Raw genomic sequence first — 20221 nt, 5'->3', positions numbered from 1 at the left:
TCAGGCCGTGCCCAGCGCGGCTTTGACGGCCGCGAAGGCGTGGGGTTCGGTGATGCGGGCGAGCAGCCGCTGGCCGGGGTCGAACACGAGGACGACCGGAGTGCGGTCGGCACCGGTGAAGCCGAAGCCGCCGGTCACCTCGCCGGTCCAGTCCAGCGCGATGGTCAGCAGCGCCGACTCGTCGGCCGCCGGCGCACCCAGTGCGGCGCGGCGGGCGGCGAGGTCGGCGAGCTGGGCCCGGTAGCCCGCGGCGATGTGCCGCTGGGCCATCGCCCGCAACGGCTGGGAGACGTCGCGCAGGCAGGCCACCTGCACGACCGGCACGGACATGGTCGCGGGGTGCGACCGCAGCGACTCGATGATCTGGTGACCGGCCTTCTGGGTGTGCCGGTTGCCCAGGATCACCACGAGCGGGGCACCACGGCGGGCGTCGAAGTCCACCGTGGTCCCGTTGACCCCGGGGACGACGTGGCCGGCCAGCGCCGACGTGGTGGTCATCTCAGCTGCCCGGACGCAGCAGCGCGGCCAGGAACCGCACCGTGGCGGCCGGGGTCCTGAGCTGCTCGGCGTCGGCGTCGGTGATCGTGATCCCGAACTCGCGGCCCAGGATGACCATCAGCTCCAGGTGCCCGAGCGAGTCCAGGCCCCACGCCTCGTATTCGGCGTCCGGGCGTTCGTCGAGCTCCGCGGCCGTGGTCGGGAACCCGCCGCGCGTCATGAGGTCCGCCAGCACTTCGGTGAGCCGGCTGGTCCCCGGGTCGGTCCGGTCGAAGGTGATGCTCATGGTGGTTCTCCCGTCAGTTTTCGTTCTTCTCCAGCCGGCGCAGGACGACCGCGGCGTTGAAGCCGCCGTAACCCCGGGCCAGCACGACGACGTGGCGCAGGTCCGCCGTGCGCAGCTCGTGCACCAGATCCAGGTCGCTCGCCCACGGCGCCTTCTCGATCACCGGCGACGGCGGCAGTTCGCCGTGGTGCAGGGCCAGCGCGGCGGTCGCGACGTCCAGCGCGGGCGAGCCCGCGTACATCCGGCCGACCAGCGTCTTGGGCAGGCAGACCGGGACCGGCCGGGTCCCGAACACCGCCCGCAGGGCGGCGACCTCGGCCTGGTCCAGCTCCGGGGTCGCGGCGCCGTCGGCGAACACGGCGTCGACGTCGCCCGGGGCCACGCCGGCGTCGGCGATCGCGAGCCGGGCGGCCCTCGCCAGGCCGTCTCCGGTCGGCCGGGCCGTCGTCGGCCGTCCGTCGTGGGTGGCCGCGTAACCCGCGATCTCGGCGTACACCCGTTCCGCGCCACGGTCCCGTGCCCGGGACAGCTCCTCGACGAGCAGCATCGCGCCGCCTTCGCCGACGACGTGGCCGGCGGCCGTCGCGGAGAACGGCAGGTACGCGGTCATCGGATCGTCCACAAGGGACAGCCGTCCGCCGCGCAGCTGGCAGGCCAGCGCGTACGGGCTGATCGGGGCTTCCGTCGCCCCGGTCACGACGGCCTTCGCCTCGCCGCGGCGCAGCACCCGCCGGCTCGCGCCGAGCGCGTCGAGCCCGCCCGCGGATTCGGTCGCCAGCACCCCGCACGGGCCCTTGGCGCCGTGCTTGATCGCGACCTGCCCGGTGGTGGCCGCGTAGAACCAGGCGATCGACTGGTAGGCGCCGACCGCGTGCGGGCCGTCCGACCAGAGCTTGTGGATCTCCCGCTGGCCGAACTCGTTCCCGCCCGAACTGCTGGCCGTGATGACGGCGGTGTCGTAAGGGCATTCGCCGGGGCTGTCGTGACCGGAGTCCTCCAGCGCCTGCCCCGCGGCGACCAGGCCCAGCTGGGTCCACCGGTCGGTCTGCGCCGCGATCCGGGGCAGGACGTACTCCGCGAGGTCGATGTCGTGCACCTCGCCGCCGACCCGGCAGGGGTAGTCGGTGAGGTCGAACCGGCTGATCCAGCCCAGCCCGGACTCGCCGCGCCGCACGGCGTCCCAGTACGTCGCCGTACTGGCCCCGATCGGCGTGACCGCCCCGATTCCCGTGATCACCATCCGGAAGCTCATCGGTCCACCCGCTCCCGGCTCAGCAGCAGCGCCGACTGGAACCCGCCGAACCCGCTGCCCACCGTCAGGACGTGGTCGAGGCGGGCCGGGCGCGCCTCCAGCGGCACGTAGTCGAGGTCGCACAACGGATCCGCCTCGTGGAGGTTGGCCGTGGGCGGCACGGCGTCGTTGCCGAAGGCCAGCACGCAGGCGGCCGCTTCGATGGAGCCGATGGCCCCGAGCGAGTGCCCGACCATCGACTTGATCGAGCTCACCGGCGTCCGGTACGCGACCTCGCCGAGGCTGCGCTTGAACGCCGCGGTCTCGTGCCGGTCGTTCTGCTTCGTGCCCGAGCCGTGGGCGTTGATGTAGTCGATGTCCCCGGGATTCAGCCGGGCCTGGCCCATGGCCCGGTCGATCGCCTCGGACATCTCGATGCCCTCCGCGGTGAGCCCGGTCATGTGGTGGGCGTTGCCCGTGCTCGCGAAGCCGGTGATCTCGCAGTGGATCGGGGCGCCGCGGCGGCGCGCCGACTCGTACTCTTCGAGCACCAGCACGGCCGCGCCCTCACCGAGCACGAAGCCGTCGCGCCGGCGGTCGAACGGCCGCGAGGCGCTGGCCGGCTCGGCGTTGTTCGGCGACGTCGCCTTGATGGCGTCGAAGCAGGCCACCGAAATGGGCGAGATCGGCGACTCCGCCGCACCGGCGATCATCACGTCGGCTTCGCCGTCGGCGATGATCGCGCAGGCGTGCCCGAGCGCGTCCAGTCCCGACGTGCAGCCGGTGGACACGACCGCGGCCGGCCCGCCGGCCCCGAAGGCGGCCGCGATCTCGGCGGCGAGGCTGCTCGGAACCAGCGCGTCGTACATGAACGGGTGCAGGAACCGCAGGTCCGCCGACCAGCTGGTGGCGTTGTCCGACGCCGGCAGGTACTCGTCCTCCAGCAGCACGGTCCCGCCGACGGCGGTGCCCATCGCCGTGCCGACGCGGGTGAGGTCGACGGCATCCGCCGCCAGCCCCGAGTCGGCGACCGCTTCGCGCGCGGCGACCAGCGCGTACTGCACGTAGAGGTCCATCCGCCGGATTTCGCGGGCGGTCAGGCCGGCTTCGCCCGGGTCGAAGTCGCACTCGGCGGCGATCTGCGAGCGGAACGAGGACGGCTCGAACCGGGTGATCCGCCGGGTGGCCGTCCGCCCGTCCACCAGCAGCGACCAGAACGCTTTCGCGCCGACGCCCCCGGGGGCGACCACGCCGACCCCGGTGACCGCTACCCGCCGGCCGGTCACGACCGCACCCGCTGGTCGACGTGCTCCTCCAGGTCGACGTGGCCGAGCTCGGGCCGGGGCGCGAGCGGCCCCAGGTGGAACACGAGGAACGCCTCCTCGTCACCGGTGTTGACCAGCCGGTGCGGCGTGTGCTCCGGCACCAGCAGGCCCTGCCCGGCCGCCAGGTCGACGGCCTCCTCGCCCAGGTCGCACCGCAGCCGGCCGCGGACCAGGAAGACGAACTCTTCGGAGTACGGGTGCAGGTGCGAACTGATGTAGTCGCCGGGAGCGATGGTCGCCACCCCCATGAAGCCCGAAGTCGAGCCGACCGTCCGGGGCGACAGCAGCGTGCGGATCTCGCCGCCCCGCCGTGTGTCGGCGGGAACGTCGAGCATGGAAATCGGTTTGGGTCCCGATGCGGCCACGAGCATCTCCCTACAGTTGCGCAGAATTGCTTTCTTCGGCGGATCGCGTATGGCCAGCTTGCGTTCGGATCGCACGAATTAAAAGGGCTGCGCGCTGGCAACAAAAGGACACGACGATCCGATTACCCGAACACCGGCGATTCGGCAATCAATCTGTCGTACACCCGAAGTGGGCCGAAGGTTGTACCCGAACTACACCGGGGGACGCTTTGTGCGGCCGGCCGGCCGGGATAGACCTGTAGCCGGCGCCGCACGCCGACCTCTTTTTCGCCACGGCTTTCCGGGCGATTCCCGACCTCCGGCCGATCGAGGAGTCAGATGTTCTTCGAACTGATCAGCCCTGCCCTGCCCCGTCCGCGCGCCACGGCGTGGACGGGAACTCTGCGCGACTGCCTGCTCGAAGCCCGCCCGGTCGTGCAGATCATCTTCTTCGTCCGGCTGCTGGCCGGCCTCGCGCTCGCCGGCCCGCACCTGGCCGCGATCGCCCCCGCCACCCTGCTCGCGGGCACGGTCTCGTGGGGCTGCGCGATGATCTTCGTCTACCTCTACAACGGCGCGGCCGACATCGTCGAGGACCGGGCGTCGGGACACGACCGCCCGATCGCCCGCGGCGACCTGCCTCGCCGGACCGCACTGGCGTGGTGCCGCGGCTTCGCGTCCGCCGCGCTGGTCAGCGGCCTCTACGTGGGGCCGGCGTTCGCGCTCCCGGTCCTCACTGTGCTGGGGCTCGGGTACCTCTACTCCGCCCCCGGGTTCGGTTTCAAACGGCACTACCTCGGTGCGGCGCTGGTGGCCGCGCTCGGCGGGAGCCTGACCTTCCTGGCCGGCTTCCTGCTCGGCGGCGGCGAGCTCCCCGACCCGGGGATCACGCTGCTCGCCACGGCGATGCCGGCGTGGATGGGCGGCGTCGGCTCGGTGGCCAAGGACTTCTCCGACGTGCGAGGTGACGCACTGGCGGGCCGTCGCACATTGGTGGTGATTTTCGGCCGACGCGTCGCGGGTGTTGTCGTGTCCGTTTGCGCGCTGTGCGTAGGGATATCGTTTACCGTTGTCGCGTGGATGTGGGTTCCCGCCATGCGCCTTTCCGCCGCCTCGCTGCTCGTGGGCGCTTTTTGCGTCACCTGCTTCGCATTGCGCCGTTCGCCGGCCTCCCACCCGCGCAACCCCTACCGGGCGTTCATGGTCAGCCAATACGCCGCGACGCTGTCCGTTCTGCACGGTTGAGCAAACCGATTGACACGGACTCGTTACCGGTGTCCTGACCGGCTGCGGAATCCTCTGTTAGAGTTGCGGCCACCACGCCGACCAGGGGGAGGCCGGCGACCCACGGACGTTACTTGGGGGAGGAGTCCGAATTGGGAAGTTTGTCCTGCGCGGCCGCGGCCGATATCTTGGATCAAGAATGTAGTTCAATTCTCATCCACTACGAACGTCAGCTCAGCCTGATGGCGAGCCGCCTCCTGAAGGACGCGGACACCCGCACCGAGTGCCTCCGGCAAGCCAGGACGATCGTCGTCGACATCGCCCGGTCGCTGCGCGGGCAGAAAGTCACCGAACTGGGTCTGTCCCGGGAAATCGGCACATCGCGCGCGGCGAACCGGATCCACCCGAGCGAGTCCCTGCGGGCGGCGATGGTGCTGTTCGAGGTGATCACCACGATCGGCGCGGACCGGCTGAAGGCCGCGGGCCACGCGCCGGACGCGCTCCTGCAGTTGTCACTCGCCACCAACAAGCTTGTCTCGCAGCGCATCCGGCTGGCTTCGAGTTCCTACATGGGGTTCCTGCTGCGCAGCATCGAGCAGGCCCACCTGCGGGAGCGCAAGCGGATCAGCCGTGAGGTGCACGACCGGGTCGGCGGCAACGTCGCGGCCGCGCACCGGCAGCTCGAACTGTCCGCCGCCTTCCGGCCGGCCGAGGCGGGGAAAGCCGACGACTGCGTCGGCCAGGCCGAGTCGATTCTGCGGAACACCATGGGCGACATCCGCGCGCTGATTTCCGACCTGCGGGCCTGGGAGCCGGTAGGAGGACTCGAACGCGCGCTGCGGAGTTACCTGGAAGACAACAAACCCGGCCGGATGCAGTATTGCTTGCGCGTCAACGGCGAAGAGCACAACCTCTCGCCGGAAATCCACGGCGAAGCGTTCCTGATCATCCGCGAAGCCATCCGCAACGCGGTCAAGCACTCGGGCGCGACGCGGTTGCTGGCGCAGGTCAACATCACCCCGAACGAGCTCTACTCCTTCGTCGAGGACGACGGGGTCGGAATGGATCCGTGCGGAAGCGCCGACGGCACGCGCAACGCCGGCTTGTCGTCGATGCGCGAGCGCGCGTCGCTCCTGGAGGGAGACGTCGTGATCACGAGCCAGCCGGGCCGCGGCACCCGAGTCGAGTTGCTGATCCCGCTGGGCCACGGGACCGAAGACGGTGCCTGACACCCCGGTCCGGGTCGTGCTCGTCGACGACCACGCGTTGTTCCGCGACGGGATCAGCCAGATACTGCGGTCCGAGCCGGACTTCACGATCGTCGGCGAGGCGGCGGACGGCAAGGCCGGCGTCGAGGTGATCCGGCGCGAAAAGCCGGACGTCGTGCTGCTGGACGTGGAGATGCCGGGCCCGCCCGTCCTGGAAACGGTGGCGCGCGTCCGCGCGATCTCCCCGGAAACGACGATCCTCATCCTGAGCATGCACGACGACCCGCTCCTGGTGAACCGCCTGATCGCCCTGGGCATCGGCGGTTACCTGCTGAAGAACGTAACCCGGATGGAGCTGCTCAGCGCGGTCCGCAGCGCGGCGGGCCCCTCGGACCAGGTGATCCTCGCCGTCTCCCGCGGCTCCCTGCTGAACAACGACAAGCCGGTACCGGACCGGCTGTCCAGCCGCGAGCAGGAGGTGATGGAGCTGACGGCGCGAGCGATGAGCAACGCGCAGATAGCCGGCCACCTGAACATTTCCGAAGCCACGGTGAAACGCCACCTGTACAACGTGTTCGGCAAACTGGGCGCGGTCTCCCGCATCGACGCGGTGAACAAGTACTACAAGACGGACCGCAGACGCCCACCACGCCAACCCGAGAGCGACCCCCACTGACCGACGCGGCCCATCTCTTCGCGCTTGATGCGCGAAGTAACTCGAGCTAGACGAAGCTCGTGTCTTTGACGCAAGCCAAGCAATCTTCCGCTGCGTCCGCGTACTCGATCTTTCGCGCGGACAAGCGGACTTCGAGCATCTCGAGACCGGCTCGGGCCGCCTGTGCCCGGCTGACGTGCTCGTCGACGGCGTGCGATTTCATCAGCTGCGTCGTGATCGTGGCGGTGAGCGAGCAGAGCATCGCGGCCGCGCAAAGCAGCCGCCAGGCCGGGGAAGTCAGCCCCAAAGTCGCCGTCAGCCAGTCCGCGACCGGCTTCCCACCCAAGGCCGGGGCCGCGGTGAGGGTCGCGGCCAGCGTTCCCGTGATGACGGTGAGGTTCAGCAGCCGGCGCCGTCTCGAGGTGGCTCGCGCCAGATATGTGTCCAGTTCTCCACGTTTGGCCCCGATCCAGGCGGCGAGCACCGTCCGGGGATCCTCGTCACCCGATACTTCCAGTTCGGCAAGTGATGACATGCCCTCCTCCTCGTTTTCTCCCCTTCGAGGATGCGACGGGCAGAGCGAAGAAGATATTCGCCTTGAGGCGTATTTCCCGGGGCCCCGGAGCGTACGCTGGTTTCGCTTGTCCCACACCTGACCCTCGTTCCGGCGGACGGAGGGGACCGATGAGCGAATCGCTGACCGAGGCCGAACTGCGGCTGCTCATGACCGCGGTCGAGGAAGGCCGCCGCGACGAGCCGATCGCCGGGATGCCGTGGGCGCTGCTCGACCGGCTGGCGTCGCTCATCCCGTGCGAAGCCATCTCATGTCCCGAGTTCGACCTTCAGCGGGAACTGCCGATGCGCGACCAGTGGCTGGAAGGGGATGACCGGACGCTCGAACTCGGCGCGGAAGGAGGCGTCGCGCTACCGGATTACTGGGAGTCGTTGCGCCGCTTCGAACCATGTACATACCCGGAACGCACCGGTGATTTGCTTACCCCGGTCCGTTGGTCCGACTTCTACACCTGGCCGCAGCTGCGCGAAACTGCGCACTACGCCGACTACCGCCGCACCGAGGGCTTCCGGTACGGCATGCACCTCCCGATTCCTGCTCCGCCCGGCATCGTCCGCAAGATCTCCCTCTGGCGCGGACCAGGCCGCGACTTCACCGAGCGAGATCGGCTGGTTCTCCAACTCCTGCGCCCGCACCTGTGGGAAATCCACGACGCCCGGCACCGCCCGACCGGCGCCCCCAAATTGACCGACCGCGAACAGCAGGTCCTGCGTCTCGTCGACGCCGGGCTGGGCAACACCGAAATCGCGCACGAGCTGTACATCTCGGTGGCCACCGTACGCAAGCACCTGGAGCACATCTTCGATCGCACCCGCGGAGCAGCCGCCGCCCTCATGCGCGGCCGCTGACCGGGCTTCCCGAGTTCCGGACGTTCCCGAAACCAAAGAGGAGCTCAGGCCGATGACAGCCTGCGTGGTGCCCCCGACGGGACTCGAACCCGCACTCGATCGATTTTAAGTCGACTGCCTCTGCCGGTTGGGCTACGGGGGCACCGCACACTCTAGGTGATGACCTCGGTGCGGCGTCCACAGCGTCGGGTCACGAACGGCGAATGCCCCCGGTCACCGGACCGGGGGCACTCGGCGAAACCGCGTCAGGACTTCGAAACTCGCGCGAACTCGTCCTTCGGGTTGTTGATCTGGCCGAGGGAAATCACCTCACGCCGGAACAAACCGCCCAGGATCCAGTCGAACAGGATGCGGATGCGGCGGTTCCACGTCGGCATTGCCTTCAGGTGGTACGCGCGGTGGAACAGCCAGGCCGGGAAACCCTTGATCTTCAGGTTCAGCGCGTCCGCGACGCCCTTGTGCAGGCCGAGGCTCGCCACCGCGCCCAGGTTCTTGTGGAAGTAGTCCTTCGGCTTGCCGCCACGCAGCACCTTGATGATGTTCTTCGCCAGGAGGCGGGCCTGGCGGACCGCGTGCTGGGCGTTCGGCGGGCACGTCGCCGTCGGGTCCTCTTCCGTGCGGGACAGGTCCGGGATCGCCGCGTTGTCGCCCGCGGTCCACACGTCCGGGTGGCCCACCACCTGCATCGCCGCCGTGGCCTCGAGGCGGCCGCGCTTGTCCAGCGGGAGGTCCGAGTTGGCCAGCACCGGGTTGGCCTTCACACCCGCCGTCCAGATGATCGTGTCCGTGTCGAACTCGGTGCCGTCCGACAGCACCACGTGGCCGTTCTCGAACGACTTCGCCGCCGTCGACAGGTACACCTCGATGCCGCGCTTCTCCAGCTGCTCGACCGTGTACACACCCAGCGTCTCGCGGACCTCGGGCAGAATCCGGCCGGCCGCCTCGACGAGCACCCAGCGGATGTCGGAGGTCTCGATGTTCGGGTAGTAGTTCTCCACCGCGAACCGGGTCATGTCCTCGAGCTCGGCCAGCGCCTCGATGCCGGCGAAGCCGCCGCCGACCACCGTGAACGTCAGCAGGCGCTTGCGCAGCTCGGGGTCGAGCGTGCTGGCCGCCTCGTCGAGCTTCGTCATGATGTGGTTGCGCAGGTAGATCGCCTCGCCGATGGTCTTGAAGGCGATGCCCTCCTCGACCAGGCCCGGGATCGGCAGGATGCGGGCCACCGCACCCAGGGCGACTACCAGGATGTCGTAGCCGAGCTGCTCGATGTGGCCGTCGGCCGCCTCGACCGTGACGGACTTCTTCTCGTTCTCGATCTTGGTGACGCGCGCGGTCAGCACGTGGCAGCGCTTGAGCACCCGCCGCAGCGGCACGACCACGTGCCGGGGCTCGATGGCGCCCGCCGCGGCCTCCGGGAGGAACGGCGCGTACGTCATGTGGGGCTGCGGGTCAACGACGGTCACGGAGGCCTCGTTGGCCCGGAGCATCTTCTGGAGGCCGTACGCCGTGTAGAGCCCGACGTACCCACCACCGAGGACGAGGATCCGAGTCGGTTCCGACTTCGACTTCGCAGCAGCCATGCCCTCATGGTGACACCTTCGCCGCGTCCCCGCTCGGGGGCCCCATCCGGCTGTGACCAGCGTCGCTGCGGTTTCCGTAACGATTCAGTCCGGCCCTGTCACCGAGGTCGCGGCGCGGAAGACGTCCGCCACCATGGCGTGGGTCACCAAGCGTGTCTGGACATTGCGCGGCGACACGTGATAACAGCCGAATACCCGCAGGTCGCCCAGCTCCAGAACCGCCCCGTGCGCGAATGCCGGACGCGGCCTCGGCATCGCCCAGCCCGCCGCTTCCAGCACGGGCAGTAACGCCTGCCAGCCGAACGCGCCGAGCACCACGATCGCCCGCAGTGTCGGACGTAACAGTGCCAGTTCCTCGGCGAGCCACGGACGGCAGGTGTCCCGCTCGGCGGGGGTCGGCTTGTTCTCCGGCGGCGCGCACCGCACGGGCGAAACGAGCCGGGTGCGGTACAGCCGGAGGCCGTCGCCGATCGCCGTCGACGTCGGCTGGGAGGCGAGCCCGACCTCGTGCAGGACCCGGAAGAGGAAATCACCCGATGGGTCGCCGGTGAACATCCGGCCGGTGCGGTTGCCGCCGTGCGCCGAGGGGGCCAGGCCGACGACCGCGAGCGACGCGTCCGGCGGCCCGAAACCCGGCACCGGGCGCGCCCAGTACTCCTGGCCGCGGAACGCCGCCTTGGTGCCCGCGACGCCTTCCCGCCAGGCGACCAGCCGCGGACAGGCGCGGCAGCCGGCCACCGCCGCGTCCAGCTCGGCCAGCGACCTCATCGCAGTGCCGCCCGGGACAGCCGGTCGGCGTGCCGCGTGGTTTCCGGAAGCCGGTAGCGCGGGGTGAGCGCCAGCGTGAGCCGGCAGGCGTGGGCCAGGCCGATCCGGTGCCCGGCCGAGACGTACACCGGCTTGACGCCGTCCTGCGTCCGCAGCACCGCGCCGACGACTTCCCCGGCGTCGGCCAGCGGCGCCGAAGAGCCTCGGGAGACCGCCGGAGGCTCGTGCGAGCCGACGAACCGGGTCTTGCCGACGCCGAACGCGGGCAGCCCGGTCAGGACGCCGAGGTGGCAGGCCAGGCCGAACCGCCGCGGGTGCGCGAGGCCGTGACCGTCGCAGACCAGGACGTCGGGCGCGCGCTCCAGCCGGTCCAGCGCGGCCAGCAGCGGCGGCAGCTCGCGGAAGGCGAACAAGCCCGGCTCGTACGGGAAGACGGCCTTCGCGCGGTGGGTCCGTTCCTCGACCACGGTGAGCCCGGCGGTCTCGAGGGTGACGACCGCCGCCGCGATGCCGCCGGCGTCGTCGTAGGCGACGTCGAGGCCGGTGACCGTCGGTGGCAGCTCGGGAAGGTCGTCGGTGAGGTCGACCCGGTCGCGCAGCCGTTCCTGCGTGGCGAGCGCTTCCTCGACCGTCGAGGGCCAGTTCCCGGTGTGCACCAGGTCACCCTGCCACAGCCGCCGGGGCGCGCCGACTAAGTTGGGTCCATGGCGGACACCACCCCCGAAGAGGCTCCCGAGCCGAAGGCCGCGGAAGCCACGGAGATCGCGGCCGAGCCGACCGACGACATCGTCACGACCCGGCACACGCTGACCGTGAAGCGGAAGAAACTCGCGTACACGGCGAAAGCGGGCCGGGTCGTCCTTCGCAAGGAGGTGGTCAAGGACGGCAAGTCCGAGGGCTTCAAGGCGAAGGCCGAGGTGTTCCTCACCTCCTACACCCTCGACGACGCCGACCCGGGTTCGCGGCCGGTGACATTCGCCTTCAACGGCGGGCCCGGCTCGTCGAGCATCTGGCTGCACATGGGCCTGCTCGGGCCGCGCCGGGTGCTGTCGGGCGACGTCGACGACCTGGTGCCGCCGCCGTACGGGCTGGCCGACAACCCGGAGACGCTGCTGACGCACAGCGACCTGGTGTTCATCGACCCGGTGTCGACCGGCTACTCGCGGGTCGCGGGCGGCGAGGAGACGAAGGACTTCCACGGCTTCAAGGGCGACATCGAGTCGGTCGGCGAGATCATCCGGCTGTGGGTGTCGCGGCACCAGCGCTGGCTGTCGCCGAAGTTCCTGGCCGGCGAGTCCTACGGCACGCTGCGCGCCGCCGGGCTGGCCGCGCACCTGCAGGACCGGCACGGGCTGTACCTCAACGGCCTGCTGCTGATCTCGTCGGTGCTCGACCTCGGCACGCTGCGGTTCACCGAGGGCAACGACCTGCCGTACTCGCTGTACGTGCCGACGTACGCGGCGATCGCGCACTACCACGGCCTGCACGGCGAGCGCCCGCTCGACGACGTGCTCGCCGACGCCGAGGACTTCGCGGCGAAGGACCTGCCGTACGTGCTCTCGCGCGGCGCTCGTCTGTCCACTCAGGACCGTGCGGAAGCGGTGGCCACGCTGGCGTCGCTGACCGGGCTCACCGAGTCCTATGTGGACCGGGTGAACCTGCGGATCGAGCACGTCCGCTTCTTCACCGAGCTGCTGCGCGACCGCGGCCTGACGGTCGGCCGGATGGACGGCCGCTTCACGACGTGGGAGCCGGACGGCGGCCGGGAGCACATGAGCGACGACCCGTCGATCTCCCGGGTCATCGGGGCCTACGCGGCCGCGTTCAACCACTACGTGCGGGCGGAGCTCGAGTACGAGAACGACCTGCCGTACGAGCTCATCCACGAGGACACGTTCAAGGCGTGGTCGTACTCGGACTTCGAGGGCCGCTCGGTGTCGGTGGTGGACTCGCTGAGCGCGGCGATGCGCGCGAACCCGCACCTGCGGGTGCACGTCGCGTTCGGCCACTACGACGGCGCGACGCCGTACTACGCCGCCGAGCACGTGCTGGCCCGCCTGCAGGTCCCCGAAGAACTGCGGGAAAACATCGACACGGCGTACTACCCGGCGGGCCACATGATGTACGTCCACGAGCCGACCCGGGTGCAGCAGGCGAAGGACCTGGCGAAGTTCGTCAAGAAGGCGTCGAACCGCTGAGCCGCCGTCACCGGCCGTAGCAGCCCGGCGGCAGGCGGCGGTACCGGTGGCGGGTCACGAACCAACCGGTCAGCTGCAACGCGGCCACGAGCAGCAGGTAGGCGAGCGCGGACCAGCCCAGGAACCCCGGCGTCGCCCAGTCGACCACGAAGACCGGCATCGCGAGGAAGGCGTAGACGCCGCACGGGGCGAACCGGTACGGGTCCTCCGCGCGCAGCACCTCGTCGACCCGCCGGGACGCCTCGTCCTCCGCGATCACCGGACCGCGCAACACCCCGGCGAGCACCAGCGTGGTCACGCCGGCGCCGACGGCCAGCGCGAACGTGTGGAGCCCGATCACCACCGACGGCGGATACCAGTGCTTCCAGGTGAACCGCGGCTCGGTGAGGAACGACGCGGCGCACAGGACCGCCCCGCCGCCGAACGTGACGGCCGCCGAAGCCAAGTACCAGCCGGCTTGCTCCACCGCCAGGAGGAACGGAGGTGGCGCGCCGGCGCCGGTCAGCTGCTCGGCGAGGTGCTCGCGCCGTTGCGCCGCCCGCCAGCGCAGCGCTTGGAACACCGCGATGAGCACCGCCAGGAAGGCCGTCTTCCCCGGCAGGTCGGCCAGTTGGAACACCACTCCGCCGAGCAGCCACGAGCACACGGCGCCGATCAGGTAACCGGGCGTCCCCCGGGTCTTCACGCCGCGGCCGCCGACGCGGAGGGCGAGCAGCCGCGTCGGCAACCACACCGACACGCCCCGGCGGGCCAGCCACGCCCTCGTGCGGCCGACTTCGAGCAGCGACGGCTCGCCCGGCAGCCTCGGATCCACCGGCAGCGCCGGTTCACGAACGTCCAACGGAACTCCCCCGGTCTTACGGTTCACGCGGACCATCCCGGACAGGTTGCCTGCCCGCGTCAGTCGGTCAGGCCCAGCTCCAACGCCCGGTGGAGATCTTCGCTCCGCCCGCGCGCGTCGGCCAGGCGGGGCTGAGGTGGACGGTCTCCTTCGCTTCCGTGAGGGCCGGGTCGTAGCCGGTTTCGTCGATCACGGGTCCCTCCTGCAGTACCGACCGGCGCCGAAGAACCGCTCGGGCAACGGCAACCGCTCGAGCTCGCCGATGACGCCGGCCTGCGCGATCCGCTCCTGGCGTACCAGCTCGCCGTGGCGGTCCTCGGCGATCTCCCACCAGAGCTCCAGGAGGTCGTAGCGCCCGCCGCGGTCCGCCTTCTTCTCGGCGAGCCGCTCCCGCGGGACGTGGATGCTCAGGTCCACGATCCGTTCGTGCAGGCGGTCCAGGTGCCGGGACGGCGGGTACTCCCCGGACCACTTCAAAGACACGAACTGCTTCAGCAGCCACAGTTCCTGGCTTTCCGACAGCACCCCGCGGACGACTCTGGCCCGCATCGGCCAGTCGGACCGGGTCAGGAACTCGTCGCTGGCCTCGCCGCCGGAGTACTCCAGGGCAGGACAGATCCAGACCGGCCGCTCGGCTCCGGCCGAGAACTCCGCGCGGTCCGCCGCCGCCAACGCCGTCAGCGCTTCCTCGTCGTGCTCGACGCCCGTGGCCAGCGCCAGCACCATGACCAGGTCGTCGGCCGGCATCGGCGCGTAGAAGCGGTTCAACGCGTCGAGCACCGGCTTGCGCGTCTCCTCCGGATCCATCCGCTCCCCCTCACACGGAAAAGGCCCGCCTCCGGCCGTTTGCCGGAGGCGGGCCGATCCGCCGAACCCTACTTCAGGTACTGCGACCCGCGCGTCACCGCCGCGTAGGCGTCGACCGCGCCGTGGCCGTAGAAGCCGTTGAACGACGGGTCACCCTCGCAGGTCGCCGTGAACGTCGCGTCGCGGCCTTCCTTCAGGTAGTCCACCGTCCGCGGCACCGGGCAGGCGATCTGCGCCGCCGTGCCTTCGAGGACCCGCTGGACCTTGTCCGGGTCCATGCCGAACTCGCCGTGCGACTTCTTGCCGTACTGCGAGATGATCAGCGCCGCGACGCCGGTCGCGTGCGGGGTCGCCATCGACGTGCCCTGCAGCCACTGGTAGTAGCCGGTCCGGCCGTCGGCCGCCGTCGCCTTCTGGATGCCCAGCGCGACGCCCGCCGGCGTGACGTTGCCGTCCGCGTCGATGTTGCCCTCGGCGACGCCGACGTTCTTCGGGTACGTCGAGAGGATCTCGTTCTCGACCGTGCGGTACCACGGCGTGCCGAAGCCGTCGCGGAAGAACCCGCCCGGCGCCGACACCGAGATCTGCTCGAGGCCGTAGTTCGAGTAGTCCGCCTTCTTCTGCGACGGCCCGAACGAGCTCACGCCGATGGTGTGGTTGCCCTCCACCGGCAGGCTGAGGCAGGTCGAGTTGTCGACCGTGCGCGGGTGCGTGGCGTTCGCCGGGTAGTCCGGGCTCGTCGTGTCCGGCTGCGGCAGGCCGAGGTCGGTGTGCTGGTTGCCCAGCGCGACCACCATCGTGACGCCCTTGTGGTGCGCGTAGTTCAGCGCCCGCTGGGTGGCCTCGATGATCGTGCGCTGCTCGGCCTGTTCGGCGGGCGAATCCGCCGGGTTCGCCGTGCAGTTGTACAGCCACGGGTCGGTGTAGAAGCTCATGTTGACCACGTCGATGCCGGCGTCGCCGGCGTAGGTCAGCGCGTCGACGGTCGGCTGCAGGAAGAAGTAGCCCGAGTCCTGGCCGGCGCGGATGTTCACCAGCGTGACGTTCGGCGCGACGCCGGAGACGCCGAAGCCGTTCGCCGCGGCGGCGATCGTGCCGGCGACGTGCGTGCCGTGGCCGCCGTCGTCGTGGTTGGGCGGGTCGACGCAGCCGCGGAACTCGCACGGCCCGTCCAGCTCGACGCCGTTGGGGTCGGTCGGGATGTCGCGGGTGAAGTTGCGCGAGTCGGCCAGGTCGAAGTTCGGCGCGATGTCGGGGTGCGTGCCGTCGATGCCGGTGTCGATGACGCCGACCTTGACCTGCTTGCTGCCCGGCTGCTTGGTGCGCGAGAGGTCCGAGCGGACGGACTTGAGGCCCCAGAGCTGGTCGTCCAGCGGGTCCATCCCCACGGGCGCGGCCTTCTTCGCCGAAGCGGCGCCGCGGCCTTCCTTCTCCGCGTTGTCGTTCTTGGTCTTCTTGCCGTTCTTCGGCAGCGAGCCGATGACCTGGGCCTTGGCGGAGCCGAACACGGCCCGGCTCGCCGTCACGCGCTCGGTGAACCCGGTGGCCGGGGCGCTGGCCCTGATCAGGCCGACGGCGGTGTTGGTCTCCAGCACGGTGCCGCCGGCGGCCTTGATGGCCTGCTGGGCACCGGCGATGCTCTGGACGTCCTTGGCGAGCACGGTGAACTCGGTCGCCGGGCCGGACAGCGCGGGCTGCGCCGAGGCGGCCGGCACCGCGACCGCCGACACCGCGCCGAACAGCGGCACGGCCAGCACGGCGGCGAGAAGCCTGGGTCTCTTCACGTTTCTCCTCCTCCGGAAAGCGGTTCCTGCACCGTATAGATCGGACAATGCGCTTACAACGGCAAAAAGTACGTTATGGAACAACCGACTTCTGCTCCGCGAAGTGACAAGCTGACGGATGCCCGTCGGTCCTGGGCACCAGCTCCGGCACTTCCGAAGCGCAGATCTCCTGCGCCTTCCAGCACCGCGTGCGGAACCGGCACCCGGACGGGGGATCCAGGGGACTCGGCACGTCGCCGGTCAGCCGGATCACCTGCCGGTGCCCGCGCACGGCCGGGTCCGCCACCGGGACCGCGGAAAGCAGCGCCTGCGTGTACGGGTGGGAGGGCCGCTCGTAGATCTCCTCGTCGGTGCCGATCTCGACGATCTTGCCGAGGTACATCACCGCGACGCGGTTGGACAGGTGGCGCACCACCGAAAGGTCGTGCGCGATGAAGACGTAGGACAGCCCGAACTCGCCCTGCAGGTCGCCGAGCAGGTTCATCACCTGCGCCTGGATCGAGACGTCGAGCGCGGACACCGGCTCGTCGCAGATGATCACCTTGGGCCGCAGGGCCAGCGCCCGCGCGATGCCGATGCGCTGGCGCTGCCCGCCGGAGAACTGGTGCGGGTAGCGGTTGAGGTGTTCGGGGTTGAGCCCGACGACTTCCAGCAGCTCGCGCACCTTGCCGGCTCGCGAGCCCTTCGGCGCCACCTCGGGGTGGATCTCGAACGGCTCGCCGACGATGTCGCCGACGGTCATCCGCGGGTTGAGCGAGGTGTAGGGATCCTGCAGCACGATCTGGATTTCGCGGCGCAGCCGGCGCAGTTCGTTGCCGCGCAGGCCGAAGATGTCGCGGCCCTCGAACGTCGCTGTCCCGCTCGTCGGTTCTTCGAGCCGCATCAGCACCTGGGCGAGCGTGGACTTCCCGCAGCCGGACTCGCCGACGACGCCGAGCGTCTCGCCCGGCATCAGGTCGAACGAGACGCCGTCGACGGCCTTGACCTGCCCGATCGTGCGCTTGAACAGGACTCCGACACGGACCGGGAAGTGCTTCTTCAGGTCGGTGACCGAAAGGATGGGTTCAGGCACGGGAGCTCACCACCTCTTCGGCGAAGTGGCACGCGCTGGTGCGGCCGAAGCCGAGCGCGTGCTGCGGCGGAACCTCCGACGAGCAGCGCGCTTCGGCCCGCTTGCAGCGCGGGTGGAACGGGCAGCCCGGCGGGATGTCCAGGAGACTCGGCGGCAGGCCCTTGATGGTTTCCAGCGTCTGTCCTTTGAGGTCGAGCCGGGGCAGGGAGTCCATCAGCGCGGCGGTGTACGGGTGGCCCGGCGCGCGGAACAGCTCGCCGACGTCGGCCTGTTCGACGATCCGGCCCGCGTACATCACCGCGATCCGGTCGGCGACTTCGGCGACCACGCCCAGGTCGTGGGTGATGAGCACCAGCCCCATCTTGCGTTCGGCCTGGATTTCCCCGAGCAGGTCCATGATCTGGGCCTGGACGGTGACGTCGAGGGCGGTGGTCGGCTCGTCGGCGATGAGCAGGTCGGGGTCGAGCGCGAGCGACATCGCGATCATCGCGCGCTGGCGCATGCCGCCGGAGAACTGGTGCGGGTAATCCTTGATCCGGCGTTCGGCGGCCGGGATGCGGACGATGTCGAGCAGCTCGATCGCGCGCTTCCGAGCGTCCTTTTTGGACATCCCGAGCCGGACGCGCAGCTGCTCCTCGATCTGGAAGCCCACGGTGAACACCGGGTTCAGCGCGGACAGCGCGTCCTGGAAGATCATCGCGATCTCACTGCCGCGGACCTCGCGACGGCGTTCGTCGGACGCGGTCAGCAGGTCCTCGCCGCGCCAGCGCACGGCACCGCCGGTGATCACGCCCGGCGGCATGTCGAGGATGCCCATCACCGTCTGCGCCGTGACGCTCTTCCCGGAACCGGATTCGCCCAGCACGGCCAGGGTTTCCCCGGCGTGCACCGAGTAGCTGACGCCGTTGAGGACGTTCGCGACACCTTCGGACGTCCGGAACTCGACGCGCAGGTCTTCGACTTCGAGCAGGAGTTCGTTGTCGGACAAGGGGATCTACCTCGACTTCGGATCGAGCGCGTCGCGGATGCCGTCGCCGAGCATCACGAAGGCCAGCACGGTCAGGGTGACGAAGGCGCCGGGGAACAGCAGCATGTGCGGGTAGCTCTGGAAGTAGTCCCGCGAGTCCGCGATCAGCAAGCCCCACGAGACCACCGGCGCGCGCACGCCGATGCCGAGGAAGGCGAGCGTCGCTTCGGCGCCGATGAACGCGCCGAGCGCGATGGTGGCGTACACCAGCACCGGTGCGATCGTGTTCGGCAGCAGGTGCCGGAAGATGATCCGCGGGGTGCTCGCGCCGAGGCCGCGCGCGGCCTTGACGTAGTCGAGCTGCTTGGCCACCAGCGTCGCCGAGCGCATGATCCGCATGGCCACCGGCCAGCTCAGCACCGCGATCGAACAGACCACCTGGACGACGATCGTGACGGCGCCGGGGTTCGTGCCGGGTGCGTTGAACGTCGTCAGGATGACGATCGCGCCGAGGATGAACGGCAGGCCGGCGAAGATGTCGCCGAAGCGGGAGAGCACGCTGTCGACGAACCGCCCGTAATAGCCGGCGAGGATGCCGACGATCGAGCCGAAGAGCACGGTCAGCAGCGTGGCGAACACGCCGACCAGCACCGAGGCACGCGTGCCGTAGATCGTGCGGGCGTAGACGTCGGCGCCCTGGTTGTCGTAGCCGAACCAGGCGTCCGCGGACGGCCCTTCGTTGGCGTGGGACAGATCGCTGAACCCCGCGTCGCGCGAGCTGAACAGGCCGGGAGCGATCGCGAGCAGCACGATGAACAGGATGATCACCGCCGAGGCGATGACCGCCGGCTTGCGCCGCAGCTGCCGCCAGGCGTCGCTCCACAGGCTGCGGGGTTTCTGCGGGCCGGTGGCGGAGTCGTCGACGCGGGACAGCTCGGCCGCGTCGGCGCCGCCACCGCCCACCAGGTTCGGGTCAGTCATAGCGGATCCTCGGGTCGAGAACGGCGTAGAGCAGGTCGACGATCAGGCTCATCAGCAGGTACACCAGCACCAGCAGGACGACGACGCCGACGACGGTCGCGCTCTCCCGGTCCTGGATGCCGCGGAAGATCAGCCTGCCCAGCCCGTTGATGTTGAACACGCCTTCGGTGACGATCGCGCCGCCCATCAGGGCGCCGAGGTCGGTACCGAGGAAGGTGAGCACCGGGATCACCGAGTTGCGGAGCAGGTGGACGCCGACGACCCGGCTCTGCGGCAGGCCCTTGGCGATCGCCGTCCGCACGTAGTCGGCGCGGCGGTTCTCGGCGATGCTCGTTCTCGACAGGCGGGCGACGTAGGCCATCGACAGGCTGCCGAGCGCGATGCCGGGCACGATCAGTTCGCCGACGCTCGGGTTCTCCGACACGCTGGCCTCGATCCAGCCGAGGCCGTTGCCGCCCAGCAAGAGCTGCAGCACGATCGCCGTGACGAACACCGGCAGCGAGATCAGGAACGTCGTCGACACCAGCACCAGGTTGTCGAGGAAACCCTTGCCGCGCAGGCCGGTCAGCACGCCGGCGGTGAGGCCGATGACGGCTTCGATGGCCACGGCGATCACGGCCAGCCGCAGCGTGATCGGGTACGACGTCGCGATCAGCTCGCCGACGGAGGTGCCGTTGAAGGTTTCGCCCCAGTCGCCGGTGAAGAGGCTCCCGAGGTACTTGAAGTACTGGACGAAGATGTTGTCGTTCAGGTGGTACTTCTCGGTCATCTGGGCGACGTAGGCCGGCGGGCAGGCGGCCTGCCCGCACTTGCCGGAGAACGGGTCGCCGGGCAGCGCCCAGACCAGGACGTAGATCAGGAACGTGGTGCCGAAGAACACCGGGATCAGCTGGAGCAGCCGTCGCAGGACATAGCGGGTCATGACGAGTTCCTAGTGCGCGCCGGGCGTCGTGGGCGGGAGTGCCGGGACCTCAAGAACGGCACCGGAGCCGCGGCGCGGCAGGGTGCTTTGCTGCTGCGGCACGAAACC

At 69.9% G+C, this 20221-nt stretch carries 22 protein-coding genes and 1 tRNA gene; 5 read left to right on the top strand and 18 right to left on the bottom strand.

The features are described from left to right. From AB0G28_RS35100 to AB0G28_RS35080, 5 genes are read right to left on the bottom strand one after another with little or no spacing between them, the layout of a single operon-like run. On the bottom strand, nucleotides 1-498 hold the full coding sequence (locus AB0G28_RS35100) for a hypothetical protein (RefSeq protein ID WP_361099306.1): 498 nt from the start codon (nucleotides 496-498) through the stop codon (nucleotides 1-3). 1 nt (nucleotide 499) lies between these two features. Further along, a complete protein-coding gene (locus AB0G28_RS35095) occupies nucleotides 500-784 on the bottom strand; it encodes an acyl carrier protein (RefSeq protein ID WP_361099303.1) in 285 nt (94 codons plus the stop codon). A 13-nt stretch (nucleotides 785-797) separates the two neighbouring features. Continuing rightward, entirely contained in the window at nucleotides 798-2036 is a 1239-nt protein-coding gene (locus tag AB0G28_RS35090; protein ID WP_361099300.1) for a beta-ketoacyl synthase N-terminal-like domain-containing protein, read from the bottom strand. Continuing rightward, nucleotides 2033-3301 (bottom strand): beta-ketoacyl-[acyl-carrier-protein] synthase family protein, encoded by a 1269-nt coding sequence (locus tag AB0G28_RS35085; RefSeq protein WP_361099297.1) that lies wholly within the window; start codon nucleotides 3299-3301, stop codon nucleotides 2033-2035. Before AB0G28_RS35085 ends, AB0G28_RS35090 begins: the two co-directional genes overlap by 4 nt. After that, nucleotides 3298-3675: a cupin domain-containing protein gene (locus AB0G28_RS35080; protein WP_361099294.1), complete on the bottom strand. Its 378-nt coding sequence runs from the start codon at nucleotides 3673-3675 to the stop codon at nucleotides 3298-3300. The genes AB0G28_RS35085 and AB0G28_RS35080 overlap by 4 nt, the downstream gene beginning before the upstream one ends. A 348-nt stretch (nucleotides 3676-4023) precedes the next feature. On the opposite strand from AB0G28_RS35080, the gene AB0G28_RS35075 reads away from it, so the two are divergent. From AB0G28_RS35075 to AB0G28_RS35065, 3 genes are all read left to right on the top strand, one after another. Then, entirely contained in the window at nucleotides 4024-4929 is a 906-nt protein-coding gene (locus AB0G28_RS35075) for a UbiA family prenyltransferase (protein WP_361099291.1), read from the top strand. 221 nt (nucleotides 4930-5150) lie between these two features. Beyond that, nucleotides 5151-6137 (top strand): ATP-binding protein, encoded by a 987-nt coding sequence (locus AB0G28_RS35070; RefSeq protein WP_361099288.1) that lies wholly within the window; start codon nucleotides 5151-5153, stop codon nucleotides 6135-6137. After that, nucleotides 6130-6792 (top strand): response regulator transcription factor, encoded by a 663-nt coding sequence (locus AB0G28_RS35065; RefSeq protein ID WP_361099285.1) that lies wholly within the window; start codon nucleotides 6130-6132, stop codon nucleotides 6790-6792. The genes AB0G28_RS35070 and AB0G28_RS35065 overlap by 8 nt, the downstream gene beginning before the upstream one ends. A 46-nt stretch (nucleotides 6793-6838) precedes the next feature. Here the strand turns inward: AB0G28_RS35065 and AB0G28_RS35060 are convergent, their stop codons facing one another. Further along, nucleotides 6839-7306, bottom strand: coding sequence for a hypothetical protein (locus AB0G28_RS35060; RefSeq protein ID WP_361099282.1), 468 nt, complete (start codon nucleotides 7304-7306; stop codon nucleotides 6839-6841). Nucleotides 7307-7455: 149 nt separating this feature from the next. On the opposite strand from AB0G28_RS35060, the gene AB0G28_RS35055 reads away from it, so the two are divergent. Continuing rightward, entirely contained in the window at nucleotides 7456-8193 is a 738-nt protein-coding gene (locus AB0G28_RS35055) for a LuxR C-terminal-related transcriptional regulator (RefSeq protein WP_361099279.1), read from the top strand. Nucleotides 8194-8258: 65 nt separating this feature from the next. Here the strand turns inward: AB0G28_RS35055 and AB0G28_RS35050 are convergent. The 4 genes from AB0G28_RS35050 to nfi all read right to left on the bottom strand — a co-directional run bounded on the left by AB0G28_RS35050 (nucleotide 8259) and on the right by nfi (nucleotide 11197). After that, nucleotides 8259-8335 (bottom strand) — tRNA-Leu (locus tag AB0G28_RS35050). 103 nt (nucleotides 8336-8438) lie between these two features. Next, nucleotides 8439-9773 carry an NAD(P)/FAD-dependent oxidoreductase gene (locus AB0G28_RS35045; protein ID WP_093949616.1) on the bottom strand — a complete coding sequence of 445 codons (1335 nt, stop codon included), beginning with the start codon at nucleotides 9771-9773 and terminating at the stop codon, nucleotides 8439-8441. An 84-nt stretch (nucleotides 9774-9857) separates the two neighbouring features. Continuing rightward, nucleotides 9858-10541, bottom strand: a complete 684-nt coding sequence (locus tag AB0G28_RS35040) for a uracil-DNA glycosylase (protein WP_361099276.1) — start codon at nucleotides 10539-10541, stop codon at nucleotides 9858-9860. Then, nucleotides 10538-11197, bottom strand: coding sequence for a deoxyribonuclease V (nfi, locus tag AB0G28_RS35035; RefSeq protein ID WP_361099273.1), 660 nt, complete (start codon nucleotides 11195-11197; stop codon nucleotides 10538-10540). Before nfi ends, AB0G28_RS35040 begins: the two co-directional genes overlap by 4 nt. Nucleotides 11198-11245: 48 nt before the next feature. Between nfi and AB0G28_RS35030 the strand changes: the two genes are divergently transcribed. After that, nucleotides 11246-12739 carry a peptidase S10 gene (locus AB0G28_RS35030; RefSeq protein WP_361099270.1) on the top strand — a complete coding sequence of 498 codons (1494 nt, stop codon included), beginning with the start codon at nucleotides 11246-11248 and terminating at the stop codon, nucleotides 12737-12739. Nucleotides 12740-12746: 7 nt separating this feature from the next. Here the strand turns inward: AB0G28_RS35030 and AB0G28_RS35025 are convergent, their stop codons facing one another. The 8 genes from AB0G28_RS35025 to AB0G28_RS34990 form a co-directional block, all read right to left on the bottom strand. After that, a complete protein-coding gene (locus AB0G28_RS35025; protein ID WP_361099267.1) occupies nucleotides 12747-13580 on the bottom strand; it encodes a hypothetical protein in 834 nt (277 codons plus the stop codon). A 67-nt stretch (nucleotides 13581-13647) separates the two neighbouring features. Beyond that, a complete protein-coding gene (locus tag AB0G28_RS35020) occupies nucleotides 13648-13773 on the bottom strand; it encodes a hypothetical protein (protein WP_361099265.1) in 126 nt (41 codons plus the stop codon). Continuing rightward, entirely contained in the window at nucleotides 13770-14387 is a 618-nt protein-coding gene (locus tag AB0G28_RS35015) for a hypothetical protein (protein ID WP_361099262.1), read from the bottom strand. Before AB0G28_RS35015 ends, AB0G28_RS35020 begins: the two co-directional genes overlap by 4 nt. Nucleotides 14388-14455: 68 nt before the next feature. Next, nucleotides 14456-16171: a S8 family serine peptidase gene (locus AB0G28_RS35010; protein ID WP_361099259.1), complete on the bottom strand. Its 1716-nt coding sequence runs from the start codon at nucleotides 16169-16171 to the stop codon at nucleotides 14456-14458. Between the two features lie 73 nt (nucleotides 16172-16244). Then, nucleotides 16245-17243: a dipeptide ABC transporter ATP-binding protein gene (locus AB0G28_RS35005; protein WP_361099256.1), complete on the bottom strand. Its 999-nt coding sequence runs from the start codon at nucleotides 17241-17243 to the stop codon at nucleotides 16245-16247. After that, nucleotides 17236-18231, bottom strand: a complete 996-nt coding sequence (locus AB0G28_RS35000) for an ABC transporter ATP-binding protein (RefSeq protein ID WP_361099253.1) — start codon at nucleotides 18229-18231, stop codon at nucleotides 17236-17238. The genes AB0G28_RS35005 and AB0G28_RS35000 overlap by 8 nt, the downstream gene beginning before the upstream one ends. A 6-nt stretch (nucleotides 18232-18237) precedes the next feature. Beyond that, nucleotides 18238-19191, bottom strand: coding sequence for an ABC transporter permease (locus tag AB0G28_RS34995; protein WP_361099250.1), 954 nt, complete (start codon nucleotides 19189-19191; stop codon nucleotides 18238-18240). Beyond that, nucleotides 19184-20113, bottom strand: a complete 930-nt coding sequence (locus AB0G28_RS34990) for an ABC transporter permease (protein ID WP_361099247.1) — start codon at nucleotides 20111-20113, stop codon at nucleotides 19184-19186. The genes AB0G28_RS34995 and AB0G28_RS34990 overlap by 8 nt, the downstream gene beginning before the upstream one ends. Nucleotides 20114-20221 lie beyond the last annotated feature (108 nt).

This window comes from Amycolatopsis sp. NPDC021455 (assembly GCF_040640995.1).
Taxonomy (GTDB): domain Bacteria; phylum Actinomycetota; class Actinomycetes; order Mycobacteriales; family Pseudonocardiaceae; genus Amycolatopsis.
This window is presented reverse-complemented; position numbering and strand designations above follow the sequence as displayed.

Coding starts and splice junctions, on each gene's coding strand:
- AB0G28_RS35100 (WP_361099306.1), bottom strand. CDS start 498: ATGACCACCACGTCGGCGCTGGCCGGCCACGTCGTCCCCGGGGTCAAC.
- AB0G28_RS35095 (WP_361099303.1), bottom strand. CDS start 784: ATGAGCATCACCTTCGACCGGACCGACCCGGGGACCAGCCGGCTCACC.
- AB0G28_RS35090 (WP_361099300.1), bottom strand. CDS start 2,036: ATGAGCTTCCGGATGGTGATCACGGGAATCGGGGCGGTCACGCCGATC.
- AB0G28_RS35080 (WP_361099294.1), bottom strand. CDS start 3,675: ATGCTCGACGTTCCCGCCGACACACGGCGGGGCGGCGAGATCCGCACG.
- AB0G28_RS35075 (WP_361099291.1), top strand. CDS start 4,024: ATGTTCTTCGAACTGATCAGCCCTGCCCTGCCCCGTCCGCGCGCCACG.
- AB0G28_RS35070 (WP_361099288.1), top strand. CDS start 5,151: ATGGCGAGCCGCCTCCTGAAGGACGCGGACACCCGCACCGAGTGCCTC.
- AB0G28_RS35060 (WP_361099282.1), bottom strand. CDS start 7,306: ATGTCATCACTTGCCGAACTGGAAGTATCGGGTGACGAGGATCCCCGG.
- AB0G28_RS35055 (WP_361099279.1), top strand. CDS start 7,456: ATGAGCGAATCGCTGACCGAGGCCGAACTGCGGCTGCTCATGACCGCG.
- AB0G28_RS35045 (WP_093949616.1), bottom strand. CDS start 9,773: ATGGCTGCTGCGAAGTCGAAGTCGGAACCGACTCGGATCCTCGTCCTC.
- AB0G28_RS35040 (WP_361099276.1), bottom strand. CDS start 10,541: ATGAGGTCGCTGGCCGAGCTGGACGCGGCGGTGGCCGGCTGCCGCGCC.
- AB0G28_RS35030 (WP_361099270.1), top strand. CDS start 11,246: ATGGCGGACACCACCCCCGAAGAGGCTCCCGAGCCGAAGGCCGCGGAA.
- AB0G28_RS35015 (WP_361099262.1), bottom strand. CDS start 14,387: ATGGATCCGGAGGAGACGCGCAAGCCGGTGCTCGACGCGTTGAACCGC.
- AB0G28_RS34995 (WP_361099250.1), bottom strand. CDS start 19,191: ATGACTGACCCGAACCTGGTGGGCGGTGGCGGCGCCGACGCGGCCGAG.
- AB0G28_RS34990 (WP_361099247.1), bottom strand. CDS start 20,113: ATGACCCGCTATGTCCTGCGACGGCTGCTCCAGCTGATCCCGGTGTTC.